Genomic DNA, 25,281 nt, shown 5'->3' on the forward strand with positions numbered 1-25,281 from the left:
GCTCCTTAGTTCAGGTTAGCGAGGCCGAAGATCGGCGTTGAGGCCACGGCCATATCACGCTTCTCCATCAGCCCGGCATCGCGCGCCCCCTGCCCGGCAGCGATCGCCTGGCTGAACGCGCGCGCCATCGCCACCGGATCGCCCGCTTTCGCCACGGCGGTATTGAGCAGGATGGCATCGAAGCCCATCTCCATCGCCTGCGCTGCCTGTGACGGCGCGCCGATGCCGGCATCAATGATCAGTGGAATATCGCTGAACCAGGCTCGCATCGCCCGCAGCCCGTCAATATTTCGCAATCCCTGGCCGGAGCCGATGGGCGCGCCCCACGGCATCAGCAGTTCACAGCCGGCGGCCAGTAGTTTTTCACCGACAATCAGATCTTCCGTGGTGTAGGGAAACACCTGGAAGCCGTCGGCGCACAAAATGCGTGCCGCTTCGACCAGCGCGAACGGATCGGGCTGCAGCGTGTCGGCATGACCAATCACTTCCAGCTTGATCCACGGCGTGTTAAACAGCTCGCGCGCCATGTGCGCGGTAGTGACGGCCTCTTTGACCGTGTGGCAGCCAGCGGTATTGGGCAGCACGCGCACATTCAGGCCCGTCAGCAGCTCGCGAAAAGCCGCGCCCGCCGTGCCTTCGCGGCGCAGGCTGACGGTGATAATTTCACTGCCGGATGTGGCGATCGCCTGCTGCAAAATCGCCGGTGAAGGGTAGCCTGCGGTGCCGAGCAGCAAGCGTGACTGCGGTGTAAAATCGTAAAACATCGCTCAGCCTCCCTGCATCGGTGACAGGACTTCCAGCTGCCAGCCTTCCTGTAACTGCAGGCTGGCATACTGACTTTTCGGCACAAAATCGCCATTGCAGGCGGTGGCAACACAGGCCGCATCGATTTGCTGTTCGATCAGCAATTCGCTGAGGCTGCTGGCCTCAGTGCTGATGGTGCGGCCGTTAAGCTGAATATTCATGGCTAACCTCCCCGGACAGGCGCTGCATCAGCTGTTCTGCCATCATTGGTGCCAGCAGAAAACCATGACGATACATGCCGTTAAGATAAAAAATACCGTTGTGATAGTGGATTTCCGGCAGATTAGCCGGCCATGCCGGACGCAGACCGCTGCCGCTTTCGATGACGCGCGCTTCCGCCAGCGCCGGGTGCAGGGTGTAGGCCGCGCTGAGCAGTTCCATCATGGCGCGCGCGCTGATAGCGCTGGCATCGTCGCTTTCGATCATGGTGGCACCGAGCATGAAGTGGCCGTCGCGACGCGGCACCAGATAACAGGGAAAACGCGGATGGAGCAGACGAATCGGCCGGGAAAATGACACCTCATGACTCTGCAGGATCAGCATTTCCCCGCGCACCGCGCGCAGACCGGAGAGCTGCGCTCTGGCATGAATACCGCGACAGTCGATGATCCGGCCCGATGGCTGGCGCGCATCAAAGCGGACGCCGCACTGCAGCAGCTTGTCACGCAGTTCAGCCAGCGCGCGACGCGGATCGAGATGTGCTTCGCGCGGGAAAAACAGTCCGCGCGCAAAACGGTTTTCCAGCGCCGGTTCGAGCGACGCCGGCTCAACCCATTGATGCGCCGTCGTCATGCGCGCGAAGCGATTTAACTCCGGGTTATCACGCGGCGGTGCCAGCACTAACGTACCCTGATGCACCACGCTGCTGACGCGCGTTTGCCACCATGCCGCAGCATGCTGGCCGAGGGTAATCACCTCGGCTGGCGCGCTTTCAGCTTCACACCACGGCGCCAGCATGCCACCGGCAAACCACGAGGCAGGCTGACGCGCTTCATCGTCAATGACCTCGACGGTTTCGCCGCGTTCAGCCAGCAGCATGGCGACACAAAGCCCGGACACGCCGCTACCGAGCACGCTCCAGCGGCTCATGAATAACGTTCCGGTAAATAATCTGGGGAATTCACATCGGCCTCTCAGTGATAACTGAGACCCGCAGATACAGGTGAAGGGAATCGGCGCCAGCGATCGGGCTCGCCTTTGCGCCAGACGGCTTTGCACATCAAACCGTCAGTCTTCCTACGCCAGTATCAACTGGGTCAGGTTCAAAGGGTCGCTAAGCCGCGCAGTGCGCTATTAGCCTCTCAGTCTCTCAGGCGAGACTCCCCCGACGCGTCTATTTGTATTGCAGGCGCTGGCTGGCGTCAAGCAGCACGTTAACTGCGCTGCCCGCGTTGTGGATCAAAATTGCAACATATGGTATACCAGACGGATAGCGGGCAGATGATAAAAAAGACTTTTTTATTATTCACTTATAAATTTTTCAGCTAATCATGGAAGCATTATGAATAAGTTTCGTGTGGCTTTTATTAAAGCAGGATGGCATCAGGCGATCGTGAACAACGCGCTGGTGGGATTTGAGCAGGAACTGGCAGAACAAGGCGTCGAGAATACATTAAAAAGCTACGATGTACCCGGCGCGTTTGAAATGCCGCTGCTGGCCAAACGCCTGGCCGAAACCGGCAAATTTGATGCGATTGTCTGCGCTGCGCTGGTGGTCGACGGTGGCATCTATCGCCATGACTTTGTCGCGCAGGCCGTCGTCGATGGCCTGATGAATGTGCAGCTCGCCACCAATGTTCCGGTGTTTTCGGTATCACTCACTCCGCACAATTTTCAGCCGGTCGACGCGATTGAAGCGTTTTATACCGAACATTTTATTAAAAAAGGCAAAGAAGCCGCCCGCGCCGCCCTGATGATTCATCAGTTGCAGATCGACTGAACCTCAAACGGATTGTTAACTTTTCCCACTTTTAACAATCCGTTTCCTGCAGTGTGCTCCCTCTTACCTCTCGCCTCTTGCTTACTTAAAGCAGCACCGTCAATGCCATTGCAAGTTATTCTGGATATCTTTAAAATCAGATAACCTAAATAACCTTGCGGGAGTTAACTGATGGTTAGCGATAAAGATCACACCGGGGTTTCTGCACTGACAGGTACCCCGCAGGAGATTCAGGGTCGGCTGTCAAAATCACATGCCAGTCACGTTGTTGCCATTACTTTCGACCATCCAGGCGATGCGCTGACGCTACGCAACCTGTCAGAAAATCTTTCCGCAATCGCTTCATCCATGTTTGCAATTTTTCAACAGCGGCAGCGGCAGGAATCGCTGGAGCAACTGGCCAGTGCGATGTTACCGCGCGTGCCAGCTTCGCCTCATTTACTCAAAGAAGCGGCGATGTTGCTAGAGGCGCGCAATGCCGTGCTGGCGAGCGGAAACTGGCTCAGCGCCGCAGAAGTGGCGCAACTGGCAGGGTTGAGTTCCACAAATCCGAGCGCTCAGCCGAATAAATGGAAAAAAAGCGGCCAGATATTTGCCATCAATCACAATGGGATAGATTATTTCCCCGATTATGGCCTGGATCGCGACACGCACTTTCGCCCGGTTAAACCACTGGCTCAAATACTCAGGATTTTTGCCGGACACAAAGACAGTTGGGCTATTGCATTGTGGTTTCTGTCGAATAACAGTTTCCTTGCGGGCAAACGGCCACAGGATCTACTGCTAACCGAAGCGCAGCGCGTGATCGACGCCGCTCTGGATGAAATGGAAGGAATAACGCATGGATAAGCGCAGCACTGCGGCGCAACCTGATGATTTATCAACTCTGCCTGTTATTACTGCCGAAGAAGGTGCGCCATTGCCTGGCGCTTTACTTCAGCTGTCATTTATTACGCTTTCAGCAGGAAGCATTCTGCACCGGGTCCATCTGTCGCATTATGCCGCCAACCAGTTTAATCCTGGAGTGAAAGGGAATGCCCGCTTCAGTCCGATAAAAACCAGACATGGGCAGCCAATACCGACTCTATACGGCGGTTCAACCAGAGATTGCGCATTAATGGAAACGGTATTTCATGACGTGCCTTTCGCACCCGGTCTTAAGACGCTGGATAAGAATAAATTACATTATCAACTTCACTCCTGTCTTAAAGTAAATGAAGATATGCTGCTGATCGACCTGAGCAGCATCGCATTGCGCAAGTTAGGTATCACGCGTAAGCAACTTATCGATACAGAAAAACATCACTATCCCCTCACCCGACGCTGGGCAGCCGCTCTGCATCATCAGAGCGAATCAGCGCAGGGCCTTTCATGGATATCCCGTCAGGATGATTCAGCGCGGGCAGTAATGTTATTTGGCGATCGAATTTCACCTGGCATGCTGACGCCACTTAATAAATCATTAAGCCTGATTGATGATTCCGATACTTATGGCGAGGTTTTACATCTCGCATCGCGATTAGGTGTGTTTATCATTGCAGCAAAATAAACCACGATGCTATCCGGCGATGGATAAAAGAGAAAAGTGGACGAATAAGAATTTAAAAATGAAATGGTTTAAAATTTCGCCAGCATTCCCGCTGGCGAAATCCTGAGTACCGGTGAAATTAACGGCTGACTTCGTGACCAATCAGGCCGCCGATAGCCGCGCCGCCAAGGGTACCGAAGGTGCTGCCGCCGGTCAGAACGGCGCCGCCCACCGCACCCACACCGGCACCAATGGCGGTGTTGCGGCCACGATGAGACATACCACAAGCCGTTACAGAAAAGGCTAGAACCAATACCACTGCGATATTAAAGCTGCGTTTTAAAACCATCAAAATCCTCATTACCATTAACTCTAATGGAATGTAATAGTGTTAACTTTGTTTGTTGTTTAGCCGCCAAATACCTGGCGTAGCGTGCTTATCCTGGAGGCAAATTTAAGGGGCTTTGCATTTTTGTGGAAGGTAAAAATTCCTATTTTATGCCGGACCTGTCAGGTGCTGGTTATTATTCGTACCTTAAGCCAAATAAAAAGGCATGGCGTGAAGGTTCACGCCATGCCTCGCTGACTTATCACGCAATGAATTAACGCTGCGGGTGATTAACTTCTACTGGTCGTAAATCAAACACCAGCACTTCAGCATTGTTACCGTTAGCGAACTGCAGCGCCGTCTCATTGCGTACGCGCGCGCCGTCGCCGGCGTTAAAGCTCACGCCATTCACTTCAATGCTGCCGCGCGCCACATGAATATAAGCATAGCGATCGTTAGCCAGTTCCAGCGTCTGCTGCTCAGCACCGTCAAACAGTCCCGCGTAAATACGCATATCCTGACGTACGCGCAGCGAGCCATTGTCGCCTTGTGGCGAAACAATCAGGCGCAGCTGACCGCGTTTGTCGGCCTCTGCCACTGACACCTGCTGGTAACCTGGCTCGGTACCGCGTTCTGCCGGCACAATCCAGATCTGCAGGAAGTGCACATTATCCTGTTTCGAATGGTTAAACTCGCTGTGCGTCACGCCGCTGCCGGCGCTCATCAGCTGCACGTCACCGGGCACGATAACCGAACCGGTACCCATGGAATCTTTATGCTCCAGCGCGCCTTCCAGCACGTAGGAAATAATCTCCATGTTGTTGTGCGGATGCGCACCGAAACCGCGACCCGGTGCTACCTGATCATCGTTAATCACCAGCAGATCGGAGAAACCGGTCTGTTGTGGGTCCCAGTAGCTGGCAAACGAAAAAGTATGGCGTGAATGCAGCCAGCCGTGATCGCCTAAGCCACGTTGTTCGGACAGTCGTTGTTCAATCATGGTCTGCTCCTTAAATTTTTAGCTGGAGGGCGAAGGCCCTTCCCGTTGCTGACCAGTATACGTAAACTGATTTGCCCAACAATGCGCCTGGATGACAATGACTGTCACAGATAAGTGGACAATATGCAGATTGAAGATCTCCGGATTTACGTCGCCGTAATCAAAGCGGGCAACTTTACCGCTGCGGCTGAACAGCTGATGCTCTCCAAGCAGTACGTCAGCCGGCGCATCGCCGCGCTGGAAGAGTCACTCGGGGCGCGTTTGCTGAATCGCAATACGCGCAAACTGTCCGTTACCGACAACGGCCAGCTGTTTGCCCAGCATGCGCAGCGCATTCTGGATGATGTGCAGGAAGCCGAACTTGCGGTGTCCGGTCGTCGTCAGGTGCTGCGCGGCAGTTTCCGTCTCAGCGTGCCGATGTCGTTCGGCATCAGCCATCTTTCCCCTTATATCGCCGAATTCCTGAGCCAGCATCCCGGTATCCAGTTCCAGGTGGAACTGGCCGATCGGCATGTGGATATGGTGGGTGAGGGTTTTGATATGGCGATCCGCATCGGCACGCTGCCGGACTCCAGCCTGATCGCCAAACGGCTGGGGGAATTCCGCCGCGTGATCTGCGCCAGCCCGGCCTACCTGCAGGGCGCCGGCGCACCGCGTGAGCCGGAGGATCTACTGCAACATCTCTGTCTGCGCTATGGACGTGAAAGCCAGACCGGCTGGGAGCTGTTTCAGGGCGACACGCGCAAAGTGCTGGCGGTCCAGGGACCGATGGTCAGCAACAACGGAGAAATGCTGCGTGATGCGGCCGTCGCCGGGCTGGGGATGATCCTGCTGCCGGAGTTTATCGTGGCTCCGGCGCTGGCGCGAGGTGAGCTGGTGACGGTACTGGATGACTGGCATCCGGCCTCGCTGCACCTGAATGCGCTTTATCCGCAGCATCGCCAGCGCAGCGAGATCAATCGGGTATTTATGACGTTCCTGCAGGCAAAGCTGGCAGGCAAATGAATCAGCCCACTTCGCTGCCTATCGCAGCACGCAGTGCCGGTGCGGCTTCGCCGCTCATCGGGCTCACCAGCGCATAGTTATAGTGGCGATCGCTCCAGTATTGCGCCACCAGGTTGTCCGCCTGGCGCGATCCCTTTTCCAGCCGCACGGTTTGCGGGCGGATGTACCAGCCAACGCGCGTGCCGCTGGCGGTCTGATACAGCACCAGCGCCGAGGCGCCATGCTCATTCGCCATCAGGCGCGCGCCGATGAGCTGATAGCCAAAGCGCTCCAGATTGGGCGGCAGCGTACCGTTGATAAAATAGCGGCCCAGCCAGCTGGCCAGCTGTGTCGTCTGATGGGTGCTAATGTCCATCGTCGCCTGCTGCGCGCCATCGCCGAATAACCGGTAAGCCTGTACCGCATCCTCCATCGGTAACGGATGATTCTGTAAGCGTTCAGTCATCTGCCAGCCGGACAGACTGCCGATCCCCAACGCCAGCACCAGCGAGCAGGCCAGCGCCAGCCGCTGATAACGCTGCCGCGCACGCCGCTGGCGTAGCTGTGCCGGTTGCAGTGGCGTAAAGTCGGTTCGCGCCATGTTGCGCTGCAGGCTTTGTTGCAAGCGCAGCTTGTCCTGACGCCAGCCCTCAACCTGGGCGGCGACGTCAGGATGCTGCGCCAGCCAGTCGCTGACGGCCTGATGGCTGGCGCTATCCAGTTCACCATCCAGCCAGGCGTGCAGCTGGTTCTCATCGGGCGGGATATTCATTTTAATCTCCTCAACGTCACCGGGGCCGGCAGGCCTTCGGTCATATGCTGCAACTGTTTTCGCGCCCGCGACAACCGTGACATCACGGTGCCCAGCGGAATGTTCAGCGTGTCAGCCGCTTCCTGATAACGCATGCCTTCCACGTTAACCAGAAGCAACAATGCGCGACTGTCAGCCGGCAGACGGGCGAACAGCGCCAGCATCTCATCGGCGATGGCGTGATGCTCAGCCGACTCGGCAAAAGGCTCGGCGCGGCTGAACAGCGTCATAATCGCCTGCCAACGCTTGCGGCGGCGTTCGCCATCAATAAACTGATGCCAGAGAATGGAAAACAGCCAGGCACGCAGACTGCGCGTGTCATCGCGCGCCGCGTCCAGTGCTTTGACCAGCGTGTTTTGTACCAAATCCTCAGCGGCCATGCGCTCACGCGTCAGCCCCAGCGCAAAACGCTGCAAATGCGGCAGTAATGTGCGGATTTCGTCATCGCTCAATGCAGACATTATTTTTGCTCTCGCACCCGGCGCAGGCCGGTCATGCTACTCAGCACGCCATCACGTAAAATCAGACCATGCAGCAGCGCGGCAGCCAGATGGGCCAGGATCAGCGCGAACAGACTAAACGCCAGCAGCGAGTGTAACGGGCGCAGCACGGCATAACTTTCCACGCTAACCGGCAGCAGTGGCGGCAGCACCAGACCTTCGCCAATCGTCACCGGAAACCCGCCTGCCGACAGCATCGCCCAGCCTACCAGCGGTTGCGCCAGCATCAGTAAATAGAGCGCCAGATGGGTCAAATGAGCCACCGTTTGCTGCCAGCCCGGCACCGACGCGGGCATGGCGGGCACACCATAGTAACGCCGCAGCCCGATACGCACGACCACCAGCAACGCGATCGCCACGCCGAGTGGTTTGTGTATCGCCAGCAGCAGTGAATGGGCAGCCGAGATATCCGCCACCATCGCCACACCGATAAATAGCATGGTCAGCACGGCCAGCGCCATCAACCAGTGTACGATGCGCAGCAGCGGATGAAACAGGGTTGTCTGGTGACTCATGATTTTTTCTCCTGCTGGTGCGCCTGTTCAGCCGTGCGCAGATTGAAAGATTTTGCGTAAGCGGCGGAGCGCGCGTTGAGCAGCGGATCGTCCGAGCCGCTGATGCCCTGCGGCAGAATCAGCGGATCGTAATTGATGTCATTGCAGCTGCCGCCCTGTTGCGGGCTGCTGTCGCGCAGCGTCAGCGTACCGGCAACAACCTGTTGCCGATCGGCTGGCCACACCTTGCTGGCATCGTTCACCGCATCACCGGGCTGAGCCACGCTGATCACCAGATCCCACTTTAGCGGTGCGGCCGCCAGCTGGTTGTGCAGGTCGCTCTGCAGATAATCCGGCTGCTGCTGCTGTGCCGCACTGATCGGCTGCCATGGCGTACGCGGCACCAGACTCCAGCGCACAAAGCGCGTTTCCCCCTGCGCATTGGTAAAGCGGAAGGCATTCAGGCTGTTGTACTGCTCCTGTGCCCAGCTGGCGGCCAGTACATGGGTTTTCACCCAGGCAAAGAACGGTTTAACTTCGGGATGGGCAACGGTAAACGCCATCAGCTTTTGCGCATCAGGTTTGCCAGTCTGCGGCAGCGGTCGACTGGCCTGCTGCTGATCGTAAAAAGCCTGCGGCGTACTGACCGGGAAAAACGGCAGCGCGTTCATGCCGGTACGCCACTGCTCGCCGTGCGCCAGCTGAAATTCCAGCGCCAGGCTGCGCACCGGCACGCCATAGTCCGGCGCGTGCGGATTACCGCCGGCAATGGCAAAGCGGCCAATCACCGGCACCGTACCCGGCTGGAAAACGCTGGCGCGTGACAGAAACGCCGCGTTGCCGCTGGAGGTAAATTCACCGGTAACGCACACGCCCTTGGCATGATTGCGCCGGTATCCCGGATGCACACCGCTGTTTTGCTGCAGCGACTGCACCAGACTTTGCGCACTGAGGCGCTGCGGCGTCAGCCAACCGCCTGCAGCAAGAAACAGCACCAGCAGTAATCCGGGAATAATGACGACCAGCAGTAACAACGGCAGATGTCTGACCGTAAGTTTAAAGTTCATCTTAGCCAACTCAGTAAGGGAAAGTGGGCATAAGACGAACCAGCGCGGCGTTTATTCCCGCGCGGTGAAAATTATTTTATTGCGACCGCCGGATTACGGCGGGCATCGCGCACCGCAATAGCATGAATCAGCAGCCCCAGTACCGACAGAATGGCCCCAACCCAGCCGGTGGACTGCCAGCCCAGCCCGGCGGAAATGGTGATGCCGCCGAGCCACGCCCCCAGCGCGTTGGCAATGTTGAACGCTGAGTGATTAAGCGCGGCCGCGAGGGTTTGTGCATCACCGGCCACGTCCATCAGGCGGATCTGTAGTACGCTTCCCAGCGCCACCATGGTACCGACCAGCATCACGTTAAGCGCCCCCGCCAGCGCATAATGCGCCGCGAAGACAAACGCGCTCAATACCAGCAGCGACCACACCAGCACAATGCGGATGGTTTTCTCCAGCCCGCGATCGGCCAGACGTCCCCCGACAAGGTTGCCGATAATCATGCCAAGACCAAACAGCGCCAGTATCGCCGGCACCAGATTCTCCGGCAGGTGGGCCAGTTCCATCATGGTGGGTTTAACGTAACTGAATACCGAGAACATGCCGCCGCTGCCAATCGCGCCAATCGCCAGCGTCAGCAGAACCTGCTTGCGCGTCAGCGCCGAGAGCTCGCGCAGTGGACTGGCCTGCTTGTCACCGGCCACATTGGGTACCCAAAGCCACACCAGTAGCAGCGTCAGCAGCGCCAGTCCGCCGACGATGGCAAACGCATCACGCCAGCCAAACCACTGGCCGATGGCGGTAACGGCAGGTACGCCAATCAGATTGGCGATGGTTAATCCCAGCAGCACCATCGACACCGCCTGCGCGCGCCGCGCGCGCTCCACCAGTCCTGCCGCCACCAGCGCCGCAACGCCAAAGAAGGTGCCGTGCGGAAAGCCCGCCAGAAAGCGGGCTACCAGCATCGCAGGGTAGCCCGGCACGACAGCGCTCAGCAGATTACCCAGCGCAAACAGGCCCATCAGCGTCATCAGGAAATTACGCCGTGAAGCCCGCGCGCCGAGAATAGCCAGCAGCGGCGCGCCAATCACTACGCCGAGGGCATAAATGCTGATGAGATGGCCGGCCTCAGGAATCGTGACGTTCAGGCCTTTCGCCGCATCGGGCAGCAGGCCCATGATGACAAATTCACCGGTGCCGATGGCAAATCCACCGGTGCCCAGCGCGAACAGCGCTTTTGGCACGCTGTGACGCGGCAGCGAGGCCTCGTCCGGAAGCTGAGAAAGTTGAGGTTGTACTGATGACATGTTTTTTTCCGTACCGCAGGTGAAAAAAACAGCAAAGAGGCTGGCGACAGTGTCTGTTCACCAGCCTCTTTGCTGCGGGTTTTAGCGCGTCAAGCTTAGCGCATTTAAGGTTGAATCGGGTTCAACGAAGTCTTGAGCGCAACACGGTAACCGAAAAGCACCAGCAACGGGCGAAAGGGCAAAAGCTCAGGACGCGCTGAGCGCCTGCCGCGCCAGCAGCGCCGCGCCCACCATGCCGCCCTGATGGGCAAACTCGCCCGGCACCACCAGCGCATGCGCTGTGCTGCGCAACACGCAGCGCTGCACCGCATCATTAAGCGCAGTAATCAGCGGGGTGACCGAAGCCAGGCCGCCGCCTACCGCCACCCGCGACGCGCCGGTAATGTTAATGGTGTAGGCGAGCGGCTCGCTCACCAGTTGCAGCCAGGCTTCTATCGTCTGCTGCGCCCGCGCTTCTGCCTGCTGCCAGCGGGCAATGATTTCCACGCTGCTGGCGCTTTCAGCGTGCAGCACCTGATGCAGCGTTTCCAGCCCGCGCGCGCCGCCGTACGTGTCCAGACACCCTGTCTGGCCGCACGGGCACGCCTGGCGCGGCACGCGCACGCGACCATGCGCCAGCGTCACTTCCGTGAGGGTAATCGGCCCGTGGCCCCATTCGCCGGTCAGGCCGTTTTGTCCGGTGATAATGCGGCCGTCCGCCACCAGACCACCGCCCACGCCGGAACCGAGAATCGCGCCAAACACCACTTTGTGCCCTTTGCCGCTACCGGCCAGCGCTTCGGCCAGGGCAAAGCAGTCGGCATCGTTGTGCGCGATCACCGGCCGCTGCAGCACCTCACCCAGTTCCCGCGCCAGATTACGCCGGTGAAAAGCCGGGATGTTGCTGGCAAACATTTCGCCGGTTTGCGGTGCCACAATGCCCGCCGTGGAGATGGCAACAGCCGCCTGGCTGCTGAAATGGTTATGCTGCCCGGCGATCATCTCGCTGACTCTGGCGCAAAATGCCTGCCAGTCCGTCGCCGGGATTTTTTGCTGGTCGAGCAGGGTTAGCCGATCCTGCGCATCCATCACGCCAAGCTTGATAAAGGAGCCGCCCAAATCGAGGCAGATCACGGTTGAGTGCGGGTGAGTCATAAACGTTTATCCATTACATCGCGCAGGCCGTCGCCCAGCAAATTAAAACCGAGCACGGTAATCAAAATCGCCAGTCCGGGAAATAGGGAGACGTAAATATTTAGCCCGAGAAAGTTGCGGCCATCGCTCATCATGGTGCCCCACTCCGGCATCGGCGGCTGCACGCCGAGCCCGAGGAACGACAGACTAGCGGCAGAAAGCACCACCGCGCCAGCCGTTAGCGTCGACTGCACAATCAGCGGGCCAATGGCGTTGCGCAGAATATAGTGCGTGATAATGCGCGGGTATCGCACGCCAAGCATATGAGCCGCTTCGATATACTCCATGTTTTTCAGTCCCAGCGTCAGGTTGCGACTCAGACGTGCATATACCGGGATCGAGAACAACGAAATGGCGATCAGCATGTTTGTCAGCCCCTCGCCAAGCACGCTGACAATCAGAATCGCCAGTACGATGCCGGGGAAGGCGAAAATAATATCCATCAGCCACATAATCAGCGCATCAATCTTGCGTCCGGCCAGCCCCGAGATGATGCCGAGAGGAATGCCGATCGCCATCGAGATGGCCACGCTGAGACTCACCTCAAACAGCGTGATGCGCGCGCCATAAATGACGCGGGCAAAAATATCGCGGCCGTAATCATCGGTGCCGAACCAGTGGGCAGCGGAAGGTGCCTGCAACGTGTTCAACAGATCCTGCTCGATGGGATCCCAGTGAGTGATCAGCGGAGCGAAAAGGGCAGCCAGCACCACCAGCAGCACCAGCCCGCCTCCGGTCGTGATGGAAGGGTTGCCAAGCAAAAACCTCACGATCTGGCGGCGGCGCGCGGGCGGCGGTTGGAGAGAGGTGTCGAAACTGTTCATCAGTCGAACCTTATTTTCGGGTTAAGCAGGCCAATCACTATCTCACCCACCAGATTCATCAATACCACGCCGGTTACCGCCACTAACGTTACGCCCTGAATCACCGGATAATCGCGGTATTTCACCGAATCTACCAGCAGGCGGCCAATACCCGGCCAGTTAAACACCGACTCAGTGACCACTGCACCCCCGATCAGGCTGCCAAAATTCAGGGCGACGATGGTGACAATCGGTATCAGCGCATTGCGCAGCGCGTGTTTCCAGTTAACGCTGGCCGACGATAATCCTTTGGCTCTGGCGGTACGGATATAGTCCTGACTGAGCACATCCAGCATGCTGGAGCGCGTCATCCGCGCGATCATCGCCATCGGGAGAATCGCCAGCGTCACGGTCGGCATCACATAGTTGCGCCACGAATCAGCGCCGAGTAGCGGCAGCCAGCCGAGCTGTACCGCAAAGTAGTTCATCGCCAGCAACGCCAGCCAGAAGTTCGCAATCGAGGCACCGGCAATGGTCAGTACCATGACGATCTGATCGGGAATGCGCTGCCGGTAAATGGCCCCGGTCATGCCCGCCGGCACGCCGATGGCAATTGCCAGCAGGTACGCCAGCGCCGCCAGCGACAGCGTGTACGGCAGGCGTTCGCTGATTTCGGTCATCACTGGCCGCTGCGACTGCAGCGACAGCCCGAGATTGCCATGCAGCGCTTCACCGGCAAACCTGACGTATTGCAGCGGCAAAGGCTGATCCAGCCCGAGCCGCACGCGCATACTGTCCACCGCTTCCTGCGGCGCTTCCGGGCCGGCCATCAGGCGTGCCGGATCGCCCGGCAGCGCGCGGATGGCGATAAACACGATGATCGACACACCGAAGATAATCAACGGCAGCGAGAGCACCTTTTTTGCGACATACGCTTTCATATCAATCAGCCATCAGCACTATTTCTTCACGGCATCACGGACCACAATCTGGCCGCCCGGTTGCATTGTCACGCCACTGATATTTTTGCGCGTCGCATACAGGTCGTCCTGATAGTAGAGCAGCACCTGCGGGGCGAGTCCGCTGATCCGCTGCTGTGCCTGGAAATAGAGTGCTTTGCGCTGGGCATCATCGAGCGTGGAGGCGGCGCTATCGATTAGCTCATCGGTACGTTTGTCGCTGAAGAAGCCGAGGTTGGCCCCGCCGGGCGCAAAGCTGCTGCTGTGATACAGCGGACGCAACTGCAGATCCGAGCCGTACAGCCCCGAAGACCAGGACGCCAGCACCGCGTCCGTACCCTGCGCGGCTTTCTCTTTGGCATCGGCAAACGCCGCTTTGGCCCATACGCCGCTCTCCATCTGGCGCACGCTGAGCTTGACGCCAATTTTGCTCCACATACCCTGCAGAACCTGCGCGGTGCGTGCGTCGGGTGCCTGCACGGCAATCGACATGGCGAAGCCGTCGGCATAGCCCGCTGCCTTAAGCAGGTCTTTGGCTTTCTGCACATCGTACGGATAGTCATGCAACGCTTTGTCGTAGTTGGCATCGACCGGCGCCAGCGGGGAATTGGCCGGCTGCGCATAACCAAACATCACCGCTTTTACCAGCGCCTGCTGGTCGGTCGCGAAGTTCAGCGCCTGGCGGACTCTGACATCGCTGAGGGCTTTACTCTGTGTATTGAGATCGATCCAGAATACCGCCGCGCCCGGCGACTGTTTTAACTGCACGCCGGGATTATTTTTTAACATGCCGGCAAATTGCGGCGGCACCGGGTTAATAATATCGACCTGACCGGATTGCAGCGCCATATTCATGACTGACGGCTCACTGCTCCAGGTCCATTTTATTTCGTCCGGCCCGGCAGACTTGCCCCAATAGTCCGGGTTCTTCTGCTCCAGGACAAATTCACCGGATTTATACTGCGCCAGTTTATATGGCCCGGTACCGTCGGCTTTATTATTGATCGTGCCGGCTTTGTCAGCTTGTGGACTCACCATTAATCCCGGACCGGATGCCAGCACAGTTAAAAACGCCGGATTAATTTTCTTCAGTGTAAAGGTGACGGTTAAGTCATCTTTTTTCTGCACGTCCTGAATAAAGGTGCGAATTTTCCCACTTCCGGCAAGACCGCGCTTCGTATCCAGATGACGCTGAAAGTTTTCAACGACCGCATCGGCATTAAATGGCGTGCCATCGTGGAATTTAACGTTGGGACGCAGCGTAAATTCCCAGTGCAGTCCGCTGTCGTCGGCATGCCAGGAGAGCGCCAGGGCCGGCATGATTTTGCCATCGTCACCGAGCCGCGTCAGGCCTTCATACATCGGGTCCAGCACCGTGCCGGTAAAGGTCGCGGTCTGATTGCCCGGGTCCATGCTGCGCGGCGGTTCGTTTTGCATAATGACCAGCTGAGCAGCCAAAACCGATGCGCTGGAAAACGACGCCAGAATACCCGCGGCAAGTGTCAGTATCCTGAAATGCTTGAGTGTGCTTTGCATGAAGGCCTCAGTGAATCAGTGACAAAGAGTGAAGAGTCATTGCCCGGCAGGCAGCTGACTGTCATTGCACGCCATCGCCTGCCATACGCTTTGATCATGTTAACGGCAGCAGAAGAACGGGCTCGACGCTATATAAGGCACACTCTGCAAACAAAAGCCAAGATGTCAGTTCATATATTTTACTTATAATTCGATCTGCATTCAGAAAATAAACTAAATACGCTTGAATTTGTTTTCATGGCTGATTATTGTCGGCCAAATACAGCCTGTGCCGTGAGAATCCGGATGCTTAATGCTCATCAGCAACAAATTCTGCGTTTATTAATTTCTTCGCATGGCATGAGCCGCACGGCAATTGCGGAAAAAATGAAGCTGAGTAAAGCCGCAATCAGCACATTAATCAAAGAGATGCTTAGCGCAGGACTGCTTGAGGAGAGCATTCCGGAAAGTAACGGTCAGGGTCGGCCTTCGGTGTTATTAAAAATGCGTGCCGACAGCGCCTATTTTCTCGGTGCGTCGTTGCTCGGTGACGATGTGTATCTGGTGCTGACGGATATGCACGGTCGCATCCTGGCCAGTACCCACATGCCGCTGAATCCCGATCCTGCGCTGCTGGCTGGTGCGCTGGCCGCCGCCATCCCCGGTCTGCTTGCACAAAAAGGCATCTCCGCCGACCAGCTTATCGGGCTGGGCGTCACGCTTTCCGGCTTTGTGGATGAAAACCAGGCGGTGTGCGTTCAGTCTGCCCTGCTGGGCTGGAAAAACGTCCCGCTGGCGGCACTGCTTAACGCGCAAACCGGTCTGGAGGTGTCACTGGAAAACGATGCCAAAGCTCTGGCGGTCAGCGAAAAGATTTTCGGCGTGGCGAAAAAGGCACGGAATTTCACCCTGATTTCCCACGGCGACGGCATTGGCTCTGCGCACTTCTTTCAGGGGCAGCTGCACCGCGGCGCGCACGGTGGGGCCGGTGAAATTGCTCACTGTACCGTAGAGCCGGGCGGGCGTCCGTGCCGCTGCGGCAAACGCGGCTGCCTTGATACGCTGGCGTCGCTCACTGCGATGCGTGAAAGCATGCGTGACAAACAGCTGCCCTGCACCAGCGTCGCCGAACTGGAAGCGCTGGCGGTAAAAGGCAATAGCGCCGCGATCGCCATTCTGCACCAGGCAGGTGACGCACTTGGCCTCGCCATTGCCAGTATCATTCAGATGAACGATCCGGAGATGATTGTCATCGCCCATCAGCCGGATGCGTTCGACGGCCTGCTCAGAACGGTGGTGATGCAGGCGGTAGATAGTCACGTGTTGCCTTCAATCATGGGCAAGACGCCCATCGTCAGCATGGCGATTGATCAGTTCAGCTGGGCCCGCGCCGCAGCCAGTGTGGCGGCTTACCGTTTTATCGTTCACTTACCCGACTAGCGGAGTCTGTTATGCGCATTGCCTATGGTGGAATTCATACTGAATGCAGTACCTGGAATCCGGTGCTCAATTACGCCGACGATTTCCGCATCGTGCGGGGTGAAACGATGACGACCAATCCCTATTTCGCTTTTCTGCAGGATTACGCGGCCGAGTTTCTGCCGACCTTTCACGCCCGTGCCATTGCCGGTGGGCCAGTAGCACGTGTGACCTATGATGCCTTCAAACAGGAGTTTCTCCATCGGCTCGAGGCGTATTTGCCCGTGGATGGCGTTTACCTGGCGATGCACGGCGCGGTTTATGTCGAAGGGATGGAAGACGCGGAAGGCGACTGGATTAGCGCGACGCGCGAGCTGGTCGGGCCCGATTGTCCGATTAGCGTCAGCTACGATCTGCACGGCAATGTCTCGCAGCGCATCATCGACGCGATCGATATGTTTTCAACCTACCGCACGGCACCCCATATCGATGTGGAAGAGACCATGCGCCGCTCCGTCTCAATGCTGGTCAATAGCCTGCAAAGCGGCATCCGACCGGGTGTGGTGTGGGCACCGATCCCCGTGGTGCTGCCAGGTGAACGCACCAGCACCGAAGATGAACCCGCCAAAAGTCTGTATGCCAGCCTGCCCGGGATTAACGCACTTGAACATATCTGGGATGCTTCGCTGATGGTTGGCTATGTCTGGGCGGATGAGCCACGCGCCACGGCGGCAGCCATCATGACCGGCACCGATGCCGATGTGCTGTCTGAGCAGGCGGCCAAACTGGCGCTGGCTTACTGGCAGGCGCGTGAGCAATTTGTGTTTGGCTGCGTGACCGGCAGTACTGAAGAGTGCGTACGCATGGCGATTTCCAGTCCTGGCGGACCGGTGATTCTCGCCGACTCCGGTGATAACCCGACTGGCGGCGGCGTGGGCGATCGGGCCGATGTACTGGCCGAACTGCTGCGGCAAAATGCGCAGGATGTCATCGTTGCCGGCATTACTGATAAACCGGCCACGGAGGCGGCATTCGCCGCGGGCGTCGGCGCACGGCTCTCCCTGACTATCGGTGCCACGCTGGATCCTGCCGGCGGCAAAGTCAGCGGCGAGTTTGACGTGCTGCTGCTGAGTGATGATGCCCGTTCGGTTGCCCGTCAGGCGCTGCTGAAGATTGCAGGCATTACCGTGGTAGTTGCCGATCGGCGTCGTCCTTATCACAACCTGGCGGATTTCGCCCTGCTCGGACTCGATCCGCGCCAGGCAAAAATTGTGGTGGTGAAATCCGGTTACCTGTCGCCCGAGCTGGCGCCGATTGCCAATCCCAACCTGATGGCGCTGTCGGAAGGTGTGGTCGATCAGTATGTTGAACGGCTGGTGCGCAAGCGCAAGCAGCAGCCGGCTTATCCGTTCGATACCGATTTTACCTATGTGCCGGTCAGCACCCGCTCGGCGCGCTTTGTGGCGGCACAATGAATCGCGCTGACCCGCCGGTGCTGAGCATCGAAAATCTCACCGTCGCGTTTCGCAGCGATGACCGCTGGCGTGAGGTGGTGAAAAACGTCTCTTTTACCCTCGGGGCCGGTGAAACGCTGGCGATCGTCGGTGAGTCGGGCTCAGGCAAAAGCGTTACCTCGATGGCGATCATGCGTCTGCTGAATAGCCGTCACGCACGTATCTGCGGCAAAGTGCTGCTGAACGGCGTGGACTTGCTCACGCTGAGCGAACGTGCAATGCGCGACATCCGCGGCAATGCCATCGCGATGATATTCCAGGAGCCGATGACCAGCCTTAATCCGTCGTTCACTATTGGTCATCAGATTGCTGAGGCGCTGATCGCACACCGCAAAATCAGCGCACGCGCCGCCCGCGAAGAGACTATCCGGCTGCTGGAGAAAGTGCGTATTCCCAACGCGGCCAAACGCTTCAGTGACTACCCGCACCACTTTTCCGGCGGCATGCGTCAGCGCGTGATGATCGCCATGGCGCTGGCGCTGCGCCCAAAACTGCTGATTGCCGACGAGCCGACCACCGCGCTCGACGTCACGATTCAGGGTCAAATCCTTGACCTGATCAAGACCCTGCAGGAGGAGGAAGGCACCGCCGTGCTGTTCATCACCCACGATATGGGCGTGGTGGCAGAAGTCGCCGACCGCACGCTGGTGATGTATCAGGGCGCGATGGTGGAAACCGGCAGCACCGCCGCGATTTTTTCTGCCCCGGCGGCAGAGTATACCCGCACGCTGATTGCGACCGTGCCGCAGCTCGGTGCCATGCGCGGCATCGATGGACCGCGTAAGTTTGCGCTCAACGGCGAAGCGCCGGTGGCGCAGGCGCGGCAGACGCCACAAGGGCAAACGCCGCTGCTGTCGGTGAAGAACCTCAGCACGCGCTTCAGCATTTACGAAGGGCTGTTCAGCCGTAAAACCGGTGCGGTGCACGCCGTGGAGAATATCTCGTTTGATCTGCTGCCGGGTGAAACCTTGTCGCTGGTCGGCGAATCCGGCTGTGGCAAATCCACCACCGGCCGCTCGCTAACGCGGCTGGTGCAGCCGGCCTGCGGGCAGATTGCTTTTGATGGCAGCGACGTGCTCACCCTTTCCCGGCAAGAACTGCGCAAGCTGCGCTGCGCCATGCAGATGATTTTTCAGGATCCGTTTGCCAGCCTTAACCCGCGTATGTCGGTCCTTGAAGCCCTCACCGAACCTTTTTTACAGCATCGGCTGGGCAGTAAGGCCGCTGCACAGAGCAAAGCGGCCGAACTGATGACGCGCGTTGGCCTGCCCGCAACCATGCTGAAACGCTATCCGCACGAATTTTCCGGCGGCCAGCGTCAGCGCATCTGCATTGCCCGTGCGCTGATGCTCGATCCGAAAATGATCATTGCCGACGAGTCGGTTTCCGCCCTTGATGTCACCGTGAAAGCGCAGATCATCAATCTGCTGCTCGATCTGCAACACAGCCTGAATCTGTCGTATCTGTTTATCTCACACGATATGGCGGTAGTGGAGCGCATCAGCCATCGTGTGGCGGTGATGCTACTGGGAGAGATTGTTGAGATTGGTCCGCGCGCGGCTATTTTTGAGAATCCGCAGCACCCTTACACACAAAAACTGCTCGCGTCGGTGCCTGTGCCCGATCCGGCGCGCCGCCATTTAAAACGGCACGTGGACGTCAGCGAGCTGAAGAGCCCGGTGCGTGCCAATGGATTTGTGCCGGAAACACGGCATTATCAGGAAGTGAGCGCCGGACACTGGGTGATGCGGTAAAACGCTGGCCGCGTTTTTCACTTCATCAGCACCTGGAACTGCGGATTAAACTCATCAAAAATTGGCAGAGCCGCTGCGCCGAGGGCGGCGGTGTCGCTGCCGGTCATGCCGGTCTTGAGTCGCGTGCCGGTCAGATAGCGGCCGCGCACCGATTGGTAGAGCGGCGGCAGGCGCTGGATAATTTTATCCAGCAACACCGCAGGCATCATGCCGCCGATAATCACGCTCTCGGCATCAAAGATACACTCCAGCATGTTAATACCCTGGCGCAGCGGCGTAAGCACGGTATCAATCCAGCGATCAAACAGCGCCGGATCAACCTGCAGTAAATCTTCCGGCAGCGCGCTCATCGGGTCGAGTCCGCAGAATTCGTAAGCGGCCTGCAGCGAAACATAACGCTCCAGGCAGCCGTGATTGCCGCAGTAACACTCACGTCCACCGGGTTCCACCACCACATGCCCCACTTCACCGGCGTTGTGCGCATGGCCGCTGTACACATGGCCATCCATGATGATGCCCGCGCCCAGGCCCGTGCCAATATACAGATAAATAAAGGAATTAAGATGACGCGCCACGCCGTGAAAGCGTTCGCCAATCGCCGCGACGGTGGCATCATTCTCCAGCGTCACCGGCAGTCCGCTCATCTCAGCGAGACGCGCAGCGATATCGACGTCCTCCCAGCCGTGCAGCGTGGTCGGCCCCATTGACGAGATACCCTCCACACCAAACGGCCCCGGCATCACCACGCCAATACCCAGCACTTTTTGCCAGCGCGGCCCGGTCTGCTGTTTGATCTCCGCCAGCACCCCGGCAATGCGCGCTAATGTGGCATCCGGCTGCGGTTTTTGCACCATAATAAGGCGGCGAAAATGGATTTCACCGGTCAGGTCCACCAGCACAATCAGTAGCGTCTGATGGTCGAGATGGATGCCGATGGAAAACGCACTGGCCGGATTCAGGGTGACCGGAATCGCCGGCTGACCGCGGCCCTGCTTGCGCGGCTGACGGCTGGTGAGCAACTCCGCCTGCTCCAGTTCAGCGACGATATTCGAGACGGTTTGCGGTGTCAGCGCCGTCAGCCGCGCCAGCTCGGCACGGGTCAGCTCGCCGTGCAGGCGAATCGCTTCGATAATCACCCGGCGATTGTGCGCGCGCGCATGTTCCAGATTGGTTCCCGACGTTTTCATCCTGCTCGCTTCCCTCTTTTTTACATCCGCTGCGGACCGCCGCCTCAATATCTATGATCGGCCACACATTTTACAACCTGTTTACCTGACAGCGGCAAAAATCTGTGCAAAGTAGTGTCGGATGGCAGCGTTGTTTTCTGCCCTGGCACGTCCCTTGCTTTAGCTCACTGCTGTCAGCCACTGCGCGCTGGCAATCTGTGCGCGATATTAAATCAATCAAATTGATTTAATTAAACACCCTCTACTGCATGAAGGCGAGAACGCAATGAAAAATCAGATGAAAGGTTGTTTTGCCGCCGTACTGTTCGCCTGCGCGGGCAGCGCGGCAGCGGCTACCACTACGCTCAACGCCCTGTTTATGACGCAGGCGGCCTACAGTGAAAACGACATCCGCGCCATGACTCAGGCGTTTCAGACAGCGCACCCGGACGTGCAGGTCAATCTGGAGTTTGTTCCTTACGAAGCGCTGCACGATAAGATTGTCGCGGCACGCGGCGCGGGCGGCAACGGTTACGATGTGGTGCTGTTTGATGCCATCTGGCCGGCGGAATTCAGCAAGTTCGACCTGTTGCAGGATGTCAGCAGCCGCATCAGCGCAGATGAAAAAGAGAAAATCTTCCCCGGCGCATTGAACACCGTGGTGTTCAAAGGCAAAACATTGGGCATGCCGTGGATCCTCGACACCAAATATCTCTACTACAACAAAGCGATGCTGGAAAAAGCCGGCATCAAAGATCTGCCGCAAACCTGGCAGCAGGTGATGGATGATGCGCGCATCATTAAGCAGAAAAATATCGTTAAATATCCGCTGGTATGGAGCTGGTCACAGGCGGAAGCGCTGGTGTGTGACTACACCACGCTGGTCTCCGGCTTCGGCGGCAAATTCTATAACAACGGCAAGCTCGATTTCTCTACGCCAGCCTCGCTGCAGGCGGTGAAGCTGATGAAAAGCTCGCTCGATGAGGGCCTGACCAACCCGGCTTCGCGCGAATATCTGGAAGAGGACGTGCGCAAAGCCTTTTCCAACGGCGATGCGGCTTTCGCGCTCAACTGGACCTACATGTACAACATGGCCAACGATGCCAAACAGAGTAAAGTCGCCGGCCAGGTTGGCATCATGCCCGCACCCGGCGATGCGCCCAATCGTTTCGGCGCGGTCAACGGTTCGATGGGTCTGGGCATTGCCAAAGGCAGCAGCCATCCGGAGCAGGCGTGGCAGTACATCAGTTACATGACTTCGCAGCCGGTACAGAATAAATACGCCACGCTCAGTCTGCCGATCTGGAAAAGCTCCTATCAGGATCCCGCGGTCAGTAAGAATCAGGAGAGCCTGATCGCTGCTGCCGACAAATCGCTGAATGTCATGCTGTCGCGTCCGGAAACCGCTGATTACTCACGTCTCTCCAACACCCTGCAGCAGCAGCTGCAACAGGTTCTGGTCGGCAGCGCGATACCGGAAGCAGCCATGCAGGCGGTAGACAAAAGTGCGGCGCGTCTGCGTTAAGGGGTCAGTATGCTGAGTTTGCGTCAACGCGAACAACGGCAGGCGTGGGTGCTGCTGGCACCCATGCTACTGGTGATGCTGTTGCTCACCGCCTGGCCGCTGCTGCGCACTATCTGGCTGAGCTTTACCGACGCCGCGCTGATTGGCAGCGGCGGTGAAGCGCCGCAATGGATTGGTCTGGAGAACTATCTCTACGCCATTACCGATGCGGATTTCCAGACCTCGCTGGGGCGCACGCTCTACTTCACCGTGGTGTCGGTAGCGATTGAAGGCGTCATCGGCGTGCTGGTTGCGCTGCTGCTCAACCAGAAATTCGCCGGACGTAACGTGCTGCGCGTGCTGGTGATTCTGCCGTGGGCGCTGCCAACCATTGTGAACGCCATGATGTGGCGCCTCAATTTCAATCCGGACTACGGCAGTATCAACGCCCTGCTGACGCAGCTCGGTATCATTGATGGCTACCGCAGCTGGCTGGGGTCGCCGGCTTCCGCGCTCAACGCGGTAATGTTCGCCGACATCTGGAAAAACTATCCGCTGGTGACGCTGCTGGTGCTGGCGGCGCTGCAGTCGGTGCCGGAGGATCTCTACGAAGCGGCACGACTGGATGGCGCATCGGCATGGCGGCGTTTCCGTGCCATCACCTTTCCGGCGATTGTCGGATCGCTCAGCGTGGCGCTGGTGTTACGCACCATCGACGCCTTTAAGATCTTCGACATCATCTATGTAATGACGCGCGGCGGTCCGGTCGACAGCACCAAAACGCTGAGCTTTTACGTCTATCAGGAATCCTTCAGCTACCTGCGCGCCGGCAGTGGTGCGGCTTATGCCATGTTAATGACGCTGCTGTGCGCAGTGCTGATCACCCTTTACATGCTATTACTGTGGCGGCAGCGCCGTCGGGGAAGTGCCTATGAAGGTTAAACTGCGTACCTGCGCTAAATACGCGGCGGCGCTGCTGGTGGCGCTCTCTGTCGTGGCACCGATGGGCTGGCTGTTTCTGATGAGCGTCAGCGCCACCAGCGATCTGACACGCGTGCCGCTGGAGTGGCTGCCGCGCCAGTGGGATTTCAGCCGCTACGGCAGGCTGATCTCGCTGGAACCCGGCCAGCCCGGCGCGCTGTTCCTGCATGCGCTGGGTAATAGCCTGCTGGTGGCAACCGGCGCAACGCTTGTGTGCCTGCTGCTGGCGATCCCGGCAGCGTTCAGCTTCTCGCGCTATCGCGGCCGTGACGGCTGGCTGTTCGCGTCTCTGGCCATCTATATGGTGCCGCCGGTAGCGTTTGTGCTGCCGCTCTACTTTCTGCTGCAGCAGTTCGATCTGCTCAACACCCGACCCGGTTTGATCATCGTGTACTGCTCGCTGATTCTGCCGTTTCTCACCTGGATGCTGAAAAACCAGTTTGATGCCCTGCCGCAGGATATCGAACAGGCCGCGCGTCTTGATGGCCTGCGCGTCTGGCAGGTGCTGCTGCGCATTACGCTGCCGCTGGCGAAACCGGTGCTGGGCGCGGCGGCGCTGTTTGGCTGGCTGCTGGCGTGGGATGAATTTTTCTACGCCCTGCTGTTCACCAGTAACATCGCCGCGCAAACCCTGCCGGTCACCATTGCCGGCTTTACCGCAGGCCGCGCCACCGACGATGGGCTGATTGCCGCCGTCGGCATTCTGGCGTCGGTTCCTCCTCTCTTTATCGCTATCTGGCTGCAAAAAACGCTGGTCAGCGGCCTTGCCAGTGGCGGGAGCAAAGGATGATGAGCAATAAGGAAGCCCGCGCCACGCTCTACGTGGTGGGCAATATCAATGTCGATGTCATCATGGGTACGCTGGACAGCTGGCCGCAGCGCGGCACCGAAGTGATGCTGCAGCACAGTGAGCTGCGTCCGGGCGGTTCGGCAGGCAACTGCGCGCTGGCGCTGGAAGCGATGCAGGTGCGCCATCGCGCCGTCGCTAATCAGGGCGATGACGGCCTTAGCGCATGGCTGGCGAGCCATTTTCCGCACAGCGCGGCGCACTGGACACGCTATCCCTGCGAAACCTCGCTCACCGTTGGCGTCACGCACTCCGATCACGAGCGATCGTTCCTCAGCAATCTCGGTCACATTGTGCGGCTCAGCGCGCAGGACGTGCTGAGCCAGCTCCCGGCGCAAGCCAGCAGCGGCGATATCGTGCTGTTGTGCGGCACGTTTCTCTGCCTGCAACTGTATGACGACTATCCGCAGTTGCTGGCCGAACTGCAGCAGCGCGGGTTTATCATCGCCGTCGATACCGGCTGGCCGCCGCAGGGCTGGAGCGATGAGGTACGCGCGCAGATCGCCCGCTGGCTGCCGCAGTGCGACTGGCTGCTGCTCAATGAAGTCGAAACGCTCGGACTGAGTGGCGCAGATGATCTGCACACCGGCGCGCACCTGCTGGCGCAACGGCTCAGCGGGCGCGGCGGCTGCGTGGTGAAATGCGGTGCGCAGGGCGCGGGCTGCTGGCAACATCAGCACAGCCTGCAACAGCCTGGTCGCGCGGTCGCGGTGGTCGACACCATCGGTGCCGGCGACAGCTTTAACGCCGGTTTTCTTACCGCGCTGCTGCATCAGCAGGATCTTGCCACCGCGCTGCAATGGGGCATTGCGGTGGCCTCACTGGCAATCAGCACGCAGCCACGTCGCTATCCCGACTGGCAACAACTGCAACTATGCGCACAGGAGTTTTAAATT

The 25,281-nt window shown here is 58.4% G+C and carries 26 protein-coding genes and 1 riboswitch; of the genes, 11 read left to right on the forward strand and 15 right to left on the reverse strand.

Features of this window, described 5'->3' with window-relative positions; translation table 11 throughout:
* Positions 1–5 precede the first annotated feature (5 nt).
* From AC6I79_RS22715 to AC6I79_RS22725, 3 genes are read right to left on the reverse strand one after another with little or no spacing between them, the layout of a single operon-like run.
* Positions 6–764: a thiazole synthase gene (locus tag AC6I79_RS22715; RefSeq protein WP_477529870.1), complete on the reverse strand. Its 759-nt coding sequence runs from the start codon at positions 762–764 to the stop codon at positions 6–8.
* A 3-nt stretch (positions 765–767) separates the two neighbouring features.
* Positions 768–965, reverse strand: coding sequence for a sulfur carrier protein ThiS (gene thiS / locus AC6I79_RS22720; RefSeq protein WP_058776080.1), 198 nt, complete (start codon positions 963–965; stop codon positions 768–770).
* Entirely contained in the window at positions 949–1,893 is a 945-nt protein-coding gene (locus tag AC6I79_RS22725; RefSeq protein WP_498027803.1) for an FAD-dependent oxidoreductase, read from the reverse strand. Before AC6I79_RS22725 ends, thiS begins: the two co-directional genes overlap by 17 nt.
* A 127-nt stretch (positions 1,894–2,020) precedes the next feature.
* Positions 2,021–2,140, reverse strand: a riboswitch (TPP riboswitch).
* A 165-nt stretch (positions 2,141–2,305) separates the two neighbouring features.
* Between AC6I79_RS22725 and AC6I79_RS22730 the strand changes: the two genes are divergently transcribed.
* From AC6I79_RS22730 to AC6I79_RS22740, 3 genes are all read left to right on the forward strand, one after another.
* Positions 2,306–2,743: a 6,7-dimethyl-8-ribityllumazine synthase gene (locus AC6I79_RS22730; protein ID WP_088517394.1), complete on the forward strand. Its 438-nt coding sequence runs from the start codon at positions 2,306–2,308 to the stop codon at positions 2,741–2,743.
* Positions 2,744–2,914: 171 nt separating this feature from the next.
* Positions 2,915–3,592, forward strand: coding sequence for a hypothetical protein (locus AC6I79_RS22735; protein ID WP_222986861.1), 678 nt, complete (start codon positions 2,915–2,917; stop codon positions 3,590–3,592).
* Entirely contained in the window at positions 3,585–4,292 is a 708-nt protein-coding gene (locus AC6I79_RS22740) for an RES family NAD+ phosphorylase (protein ID WP_222952184.1), read from the forward strand. Before AC6I79_RS22735 ends, AC6I79_RS22740 begins: the two co-directional genes overlap by 8 nt.
* Positions 4,293–4,410: 118 nt before the next feature.
* On the opposite strand, the gene AC6I79_RS22745 is transcribed toward AC6I79_RS22740, so the two are convergent.
* Positions 4,411–4,620 carry a YMGG-like glycine zipper-containing protein gene (locus tag AC6I79_RS22745; protein WP_031279978.1) on the reverse strand — a complete coding sequence of 70 codons (210 nt, stop codon included), beginning with the start codon at positions 4,618–4,620 and terminating at the stop codon, positions 4,411–4,413.
* Between the two features lie 253 nt (positions 4,621–4,873).
* Positions 4,874–5,599 carry a pirin family protein gene (locus AC6I79_RS22750; RefSeq protein WP_132463272.1) on the reverse strand — a complete coding sequence of 242 codons (726 nt, stop codon included), beginning with the start codon at positions 5,597–5,599 and terminating at the stop codon, positions 4,874–4,876.
* Between the two features lie 123 nt (positions 5,600–5,722).
* Here AC6I79_RS22750 and AC6I79_RS22755 point away from each other — a divergent pair, with 123 nt between their 5' ends.
* Positions 5,723–6,604 carry a LysR family transcriptional regulator gene (locus AC6I79_RS22755; RefSeq protein ID WP_498027804.1) on the forward strand — a complete coding sequence of 294 codons (882 nt, stop codon included), beginning with the start codon at positions 5,723–5,725 and terminating at the stop codon, positions 6,602–6,604.
* Position 6,605: 1 nt separating this feature from the next.
* Here AC6I79_RS22755 and AC6I79_RS22760 read toward each other — a convergent pair whose 3' ends face one another.
* The 9 genes from AC6I79_RS22760 to AC6I79_RS22800 all read right to left on the reverse strand — a co-directional run bounded on the left by AC6I79_RS22760 (position 6,606) and on the right by AC6I79_RS22800 (position 15,221).
* Positions 6,606–7,355, reverse strand: a complete 750-nt coding sequence (locus AC6I79_RS22760; RefSeq protein WP_498027805.1) for an anti-sigma factor family protein — start codon at positions 7,353–7,355, stop codon at positions 6,606–6,608.
* On the reverse strand, positions 7,352–7,855 hold the full coding sequence (locus tag AC6I79_RS22765) for a sigma-70 family RNA polymerase sigma factor (RefSeq protein WP_288423535.1): 504 nt from the start codon (positions 7,853–7,855) through the stop codon (positions 7,352–7,354). The genes AC6I79_RS22760 and AC6I79_RS22765 overlap by 4 nt, the downstream gene beginning before the upstream one ends.
* Positions 7,855–8,409, reverse strand: coding sequence for a cytochrome b (locus tag AC6I79_RS22770; RefSeq protein ID WP_058781059.1), 555 nt, complete (start codon positions 8,407–8,409; stop codon positions 7,855–7,857). The genes AC6I79_RS22765 and AC6I79_RS22770 overlap by 1 nt, the downstream gene beginning before the upstream one ends.
* On the reverse strand, positions 8,406–9,455 hold the full coding sequence (locus tag AC6I79_RS22775) for a catalase family peroxidase (RefSeq protein WP_498027806.1): 1,050 nt from the start codon (positions 9,453–9,455) through the stop codon (positions 8,406–8,408). Before AC6I79_RS22775 ends, AC6I79_RS22770 begins: the two co-directional genes overlap by 4 nt.
* A 71-nt stretch (positions 9,456–9,526) precedes the next feature.
* Positions 9,527–10,750, reverse strand: coding sequence for an MFS transporter (locus AC6I79_RS22780; RefSeq protein WP_498027807.1), 1,224 nt, complete (start codon positions 10,748–10,750; stop codon positions 9,527–9,529).
* A 186-nt stretch (positions 10,751–10,936) separates the two neighbouring features.
* A complete protein-coding gene (locus AC6I79_RS22785) occupies positions 10,937–11,884 on the reverse strand; it encodes an ROK family protein (protein ID WP_315659872.1) in 948 nt (315 codons plus the stop codon).
* Positions 11,881–12,747, reverse strand: coding sequence for an ABC transporter permease (locus AC6I79_RS22790; RefSeq protein ID WP_159377617.1), 867 nt, complete (start codon positions 12,745–12,747; stop codon positions 11,881–11,883). The genes AC6I79_RS22785 and AC6I79_RS22790 overlap by 4 nt, the downstream gene beginning before the upstream one ends.
* Positions 12,747–13,667: an ABC transporter permease gene (locus AC6I79_RS22795; RefSeq protein ID WP_021508908.1), complete on the reverse strand. Its 921-nt coding sequence runs from the start codon at positions 13,665–13,667 to the stop codon at positions 12,747–12,749. Before AC6I79_RS22795 ends, AC6I79_RS22790 begins: the two co-directional genes overlap by 1 nt.
* A gap of 18 nt (positions 13,668–13,685) precedes the next feature.
* Positions 13,686–15,221: an ABC transporter substrate-binding protein gene (locus AC6I79_RS22800; protein ID WP_141495847.1), complete on the reverse strand. Its 1,536-nt coding sequence runs from the start codon at positions 15,219–15,221 to the stop codon at positions 13,686–13,688.
* A gap of 285 nt (positions 15,222–15,506) precedes the next feature.
* Here AC6I79_RS22800 and AC6I79_RS22805 point away from each other — a divergent pair, with 285 nt between their 5' ends.
* Genes AC6I79_RS22805 through AC6I79_RS22815 form a run of 3 tightly spaced genes read left to right on the forward strand, consistent with a single transcriptional unit; the run spans position 15,507 to position 19,887 of the window.
* Positions 15,507–16,640, forward strand: a complete 1,134-nt coding sequence (locus AC6I79_RS22805; RefSeq protein ID WP_498027808.1) for an ROK family protein — start codon at positions 15,507–15,509, stop codon at positions 16,638–16,640.
* A gap of 11 nt (positions 16,641–16,651) precedes the next feature.
* Positions 16,652–18,094 carry a M81 family metallopeptidase gene (locus AC6I79_RS22810; RefSeq protein ID WP_262258328.1) on the forward strand — a complete coding sequence of 481 codons (1,443 nt, stop codon included), beginning with the start codon at positions 16,652–16,654 and terminating at the stop codon, positions 18,092–18,094.
* Complete coding sequence (locus AC6I79_RS22815; RefSeq protein ID WP_498027809.1) at positions 18,091–19,887, forward strand: ABC transporter ATP-binding protein; 1,797 nt, start codon at positions 18,091–18,093, stop codon at positions 19,885–19,887. Before AC6I79_RS22810 ends, AC6I79_RS22815 begins: the two co-directional genes overlap by 4 nt.
* A gap of 17 nt (positions 19,888–19,904) precedes the next feature.
* On the opposite strand, the gene AC6I79_RS22820 is transcribed toward AC6I79_RS22815, so the two are convergent.
* The gene (locus tag AC6I79_RS22820; protein WP_058759002.1) at positions 19,905–21,074 is read right to left on the reverse strand and encodes an ROK family transcriptional regulator; all 1,170 of its coding nucleotides are present in this window, start codon (positions 21,072–21,074) and stop codon (positions 19,905–19,907) included.
* A 265-nt stretch (positions 21,075–21,339) separates the two neighbouring features.
* On the opposite strand from AC6I79_RS22820, the gene AC6I79_RS22825 reads away from it, so the two are divergent.
* From AC6I79_RS22825 to AC6I79_RS22840, 4 genes are read left to right on the forward strand one after another with little or no spacing between them, the layout of a single operon-like run.
* Positions 21,340–22,578, forward strand: a complete 1,239-nt coding sequence (locus AC6I79_RS22825; protein ID WP_498027810.1) for an extracellular solute-binding protein — start codon at positions 21,340–21,342, stop codon at positions 22,576–22,578.
* A 9-nt stretch (positions 22,579–22,587) separates the two neighbouring features.
* Positions 22,588–23,499 (forward strand): carbohydrate ABC transporter permease, encoded by a 912-nt coding sequence (locus AC6I79_RS22830; RefSeq protein WP_282954463.1) that lies wholly within the window; start codon positions 22,588–22,590, stop codon positions 23,497–23,499.
* A complete protein-coding gene (locus tag AC6I79_RS22835) occupies positions 23,489–24,328 on the forward strand; it encodes a carbohydrate ABC transporter permease (RefSeq protein WP_021508900.1) in 840 nt (279 codons plus the stop codon). The genes AC6I79_RS22830 and AC6I79_RS22835 overlap by 11 nt, the downstream gene beginning before the upstream one ends.
* Positions 24,328–25,278, forward strand: coding sequence for a carbohydrate kinase family protein (locus tag AC6I79_RS22840; protein ID WP_413230759.1), 951 nt, complete (start codon positions 24,328–24,330; stop codon positions 25,276–25,278). The genes AC6I79_RS22835 and AC6I79_RS22840 overlap by 1 nt, the downstream gene beginning before the upstream one ends.
* Positions 25,279–25,281 lie beyond the last annotated feature (3 nt).

This window comes from gamma proteobacterium symbiont of Scutellera amethystina, assembly GCF_059730845.1.

What these genes read in the sequence shown, in the direction of transcription:
- AC6I79_RS22715 (WP_477529870.1), bottom strand. Translation starts at nt 764, where the DNA reads ATGTTTTACGATTTTACACCGCAGTCACGCTTGCTGCTCGGCACCGCA.
- thiS (WP_058776080.1), bottom strand. Translation starts at nt 965, where the DNA reads ATGAATATTCAGCTTAACGGCCGCACCATCAGCACTGAGGCCAGCAGC.
- AC6I79_RS22725 (WP_498027803.1), bottom strand. Translation starts at nt 1,893, where the DNA reads ATGAGCCGCTGGAGCGTGCTCGGTAGCGGCGTGTCCGGGCTTTGTGTC.
- AC6I79_RS22730 (WP_088517394.1), top strand. Translation starts at nt 2,306, where the DNA reads ATGAATAAGTTTCGTGTGGCTTTTATTAAAGCAGGATGGCATCAGGCG.
- AC6I79_RS22735 (WP_222986861.1), top strand. Translation starts at nt 2,915, where the DNA reads ATGGTTAGCGATAAAGATCACACCGGGGTTTCTGCACTGACAGGTACC.
- AC6I79_RS22740 (WP_222952184.1), top strand. Translation starts at nt 3,585, where the DNA reads ATGGATAAGCGCAGCACTGCGGCGCAACCTGATGATTTATCAACTCTG.
- AC6I79_RS22745 (WP_031279978.1), bottom strand. Translation starts at nt 4,620, where the DNA reads ATGGTTTTAAAACGCAGCTTTAATATCGCAGTGGTATTGGTTCTAGCC.
- AC6I79_RS22750 (WP_132463272.1), bottom strand. Translation starts at nt 5,599, where the DNA reads ATGATTGAACAACGACTGTCCGAACAACGTGGCTTAGGCGATCACGGC.
- AC6I79_RS22755 (WP_498027804.1), top strand. Translation starts at nt 5,723, where the DNA reads ATGCAGATTGAAGATCTCCGGATTTACGTCGCCGTAATCAAAGCGGGC.
- AC6I79_RS22760 (WP_498027805.1), bottom strand. Translation starts at nt 7,355, where the DNA reads ATGAATATCCCGCCCGATGAGAACCAGCTGCACGCCTGGCTGGATGGT.
- AC6I79_RS22765 (WP_288423535.1), bottom strand. Translation starts at nt 7,855, where the DNA reads ATGTCTGCATTGAGCGATGACGAAATCCGCACATTACTGCCGCATTTG.
- AC6I79_RS22770 (WP_058781059.1), bottom strand. Translation starts at nt 8,409, where the DNA reads ATGAGTCACCAGACAACCCTGTTTCATCCGCTGCTGCGCATCGTACAC.
- AC6I79_RS22775 (WP_498027806.1), bottom strand. Translation starts at nt 9,455, where the DNA reads ATGAACTTTAAACTTACGGTCAGACATCTGCCGTTGTTACTGCTGGTC.
- AC6I79_RS22780 (WP_498027807.1), bottom strand. Translation starts at nt 10,750, where the DNA reads ATGTCATCAGTACAACCTCAACTTTCTCAGCTTCCGGACGAGGCCTCG.
- AC6I79_RS22785 (WP_315659872.1), bottom strand. Translation starts at nt 11,884, where the DNA reads ATGACTCACCCGCACTCAACCGTGATCTGCCTCGATTTGGGCGGCTCC.
- AC6I79_RS22790 (WP_159377617.1), bottom strand. Translation starts at nt 12,747, where the DNA reads ATGAACAGTTTCGACACCTCTCTCCAACCGCCGCCCGCGCGCCGCCGC.
- AC6I79_RS22795 (WP_021508908.1), bottom strand. Translation starts at nt 13,667, where the DNA reads ATGAAAGCGTATGTCGCAAAAAAGGTGCTCTCGCTGCCGTTGATTATC.
- AC6I79_RS22800 (WP_141495847.1), bottom strand. Translation starts at nt 15,221, where the DNA reads ATGCAAAGCACACTCAAGCATTTCAGGATACTGACACTTGCCGCGGGT.
- AC6I79_RS22805 (WP_498027808.1), top strand. Translation starts at nt 15,507, where the DNA reads ATGCTTAATGCTCATCAGCAACAAATTCTGCGTTTATTAATTTCTTCG.
- AC6I79_RS22810 (WP_262258328.1), top strand. Translation starts at nt 16,652, where the DNA reads ATGCGCATTGCCTATGGTGGAATTCATACTGAATGCAGTACCTGGAAT.
- AC6I79_RS22815 (WP_498027809.1), top strand. Translation starts at nt 18,091, where the DNA reads ATGAATCGCGCTGACCCGCCGGTGCTGAGCATCGAAAATCTCACCGTC.
- AC6I79_RS22820 (WP_058759002.1), bottom strand. Translation starts at nt 21,074, where the DNA reads ATGAAAACGTCGGGAACCAATCTGGAACATGCGCGCGCGCACAATCGC.
- AC6I79_RS22825 (WP_498027810.1), top strand. Translation starts at nt 21,340, where the DNA reads ATGAAAAATCAGATGAAAGGTTGTTTTGCCGCCGTACTGTTCGCCTGC.
- AC6I79_RS22830 (WP_282954463.1), top strand. Translation starts at nt 22,588, where the DNA reads ATGCTGAGTTTGCGTCAACGCGAACAACGGCAGGCGTGGGTGCTGCTG.
- AC6I79_RS22835 (WP_021508900.1), top strand. Translation starts at nt 23,489, where the DNA reads ATGAAGGTTAAACTGCGTACCTGCGCTAAATACGCGGCGGCGCTGCTG.
- AC6I79_RS22840 (WP_413230759.1), top strand. Translation starts at nt 24,328, where the DNA reads ATGAGCAATAAGGAAGCCCGCGCCACGCTCTACGTGGTGGGCAATATC.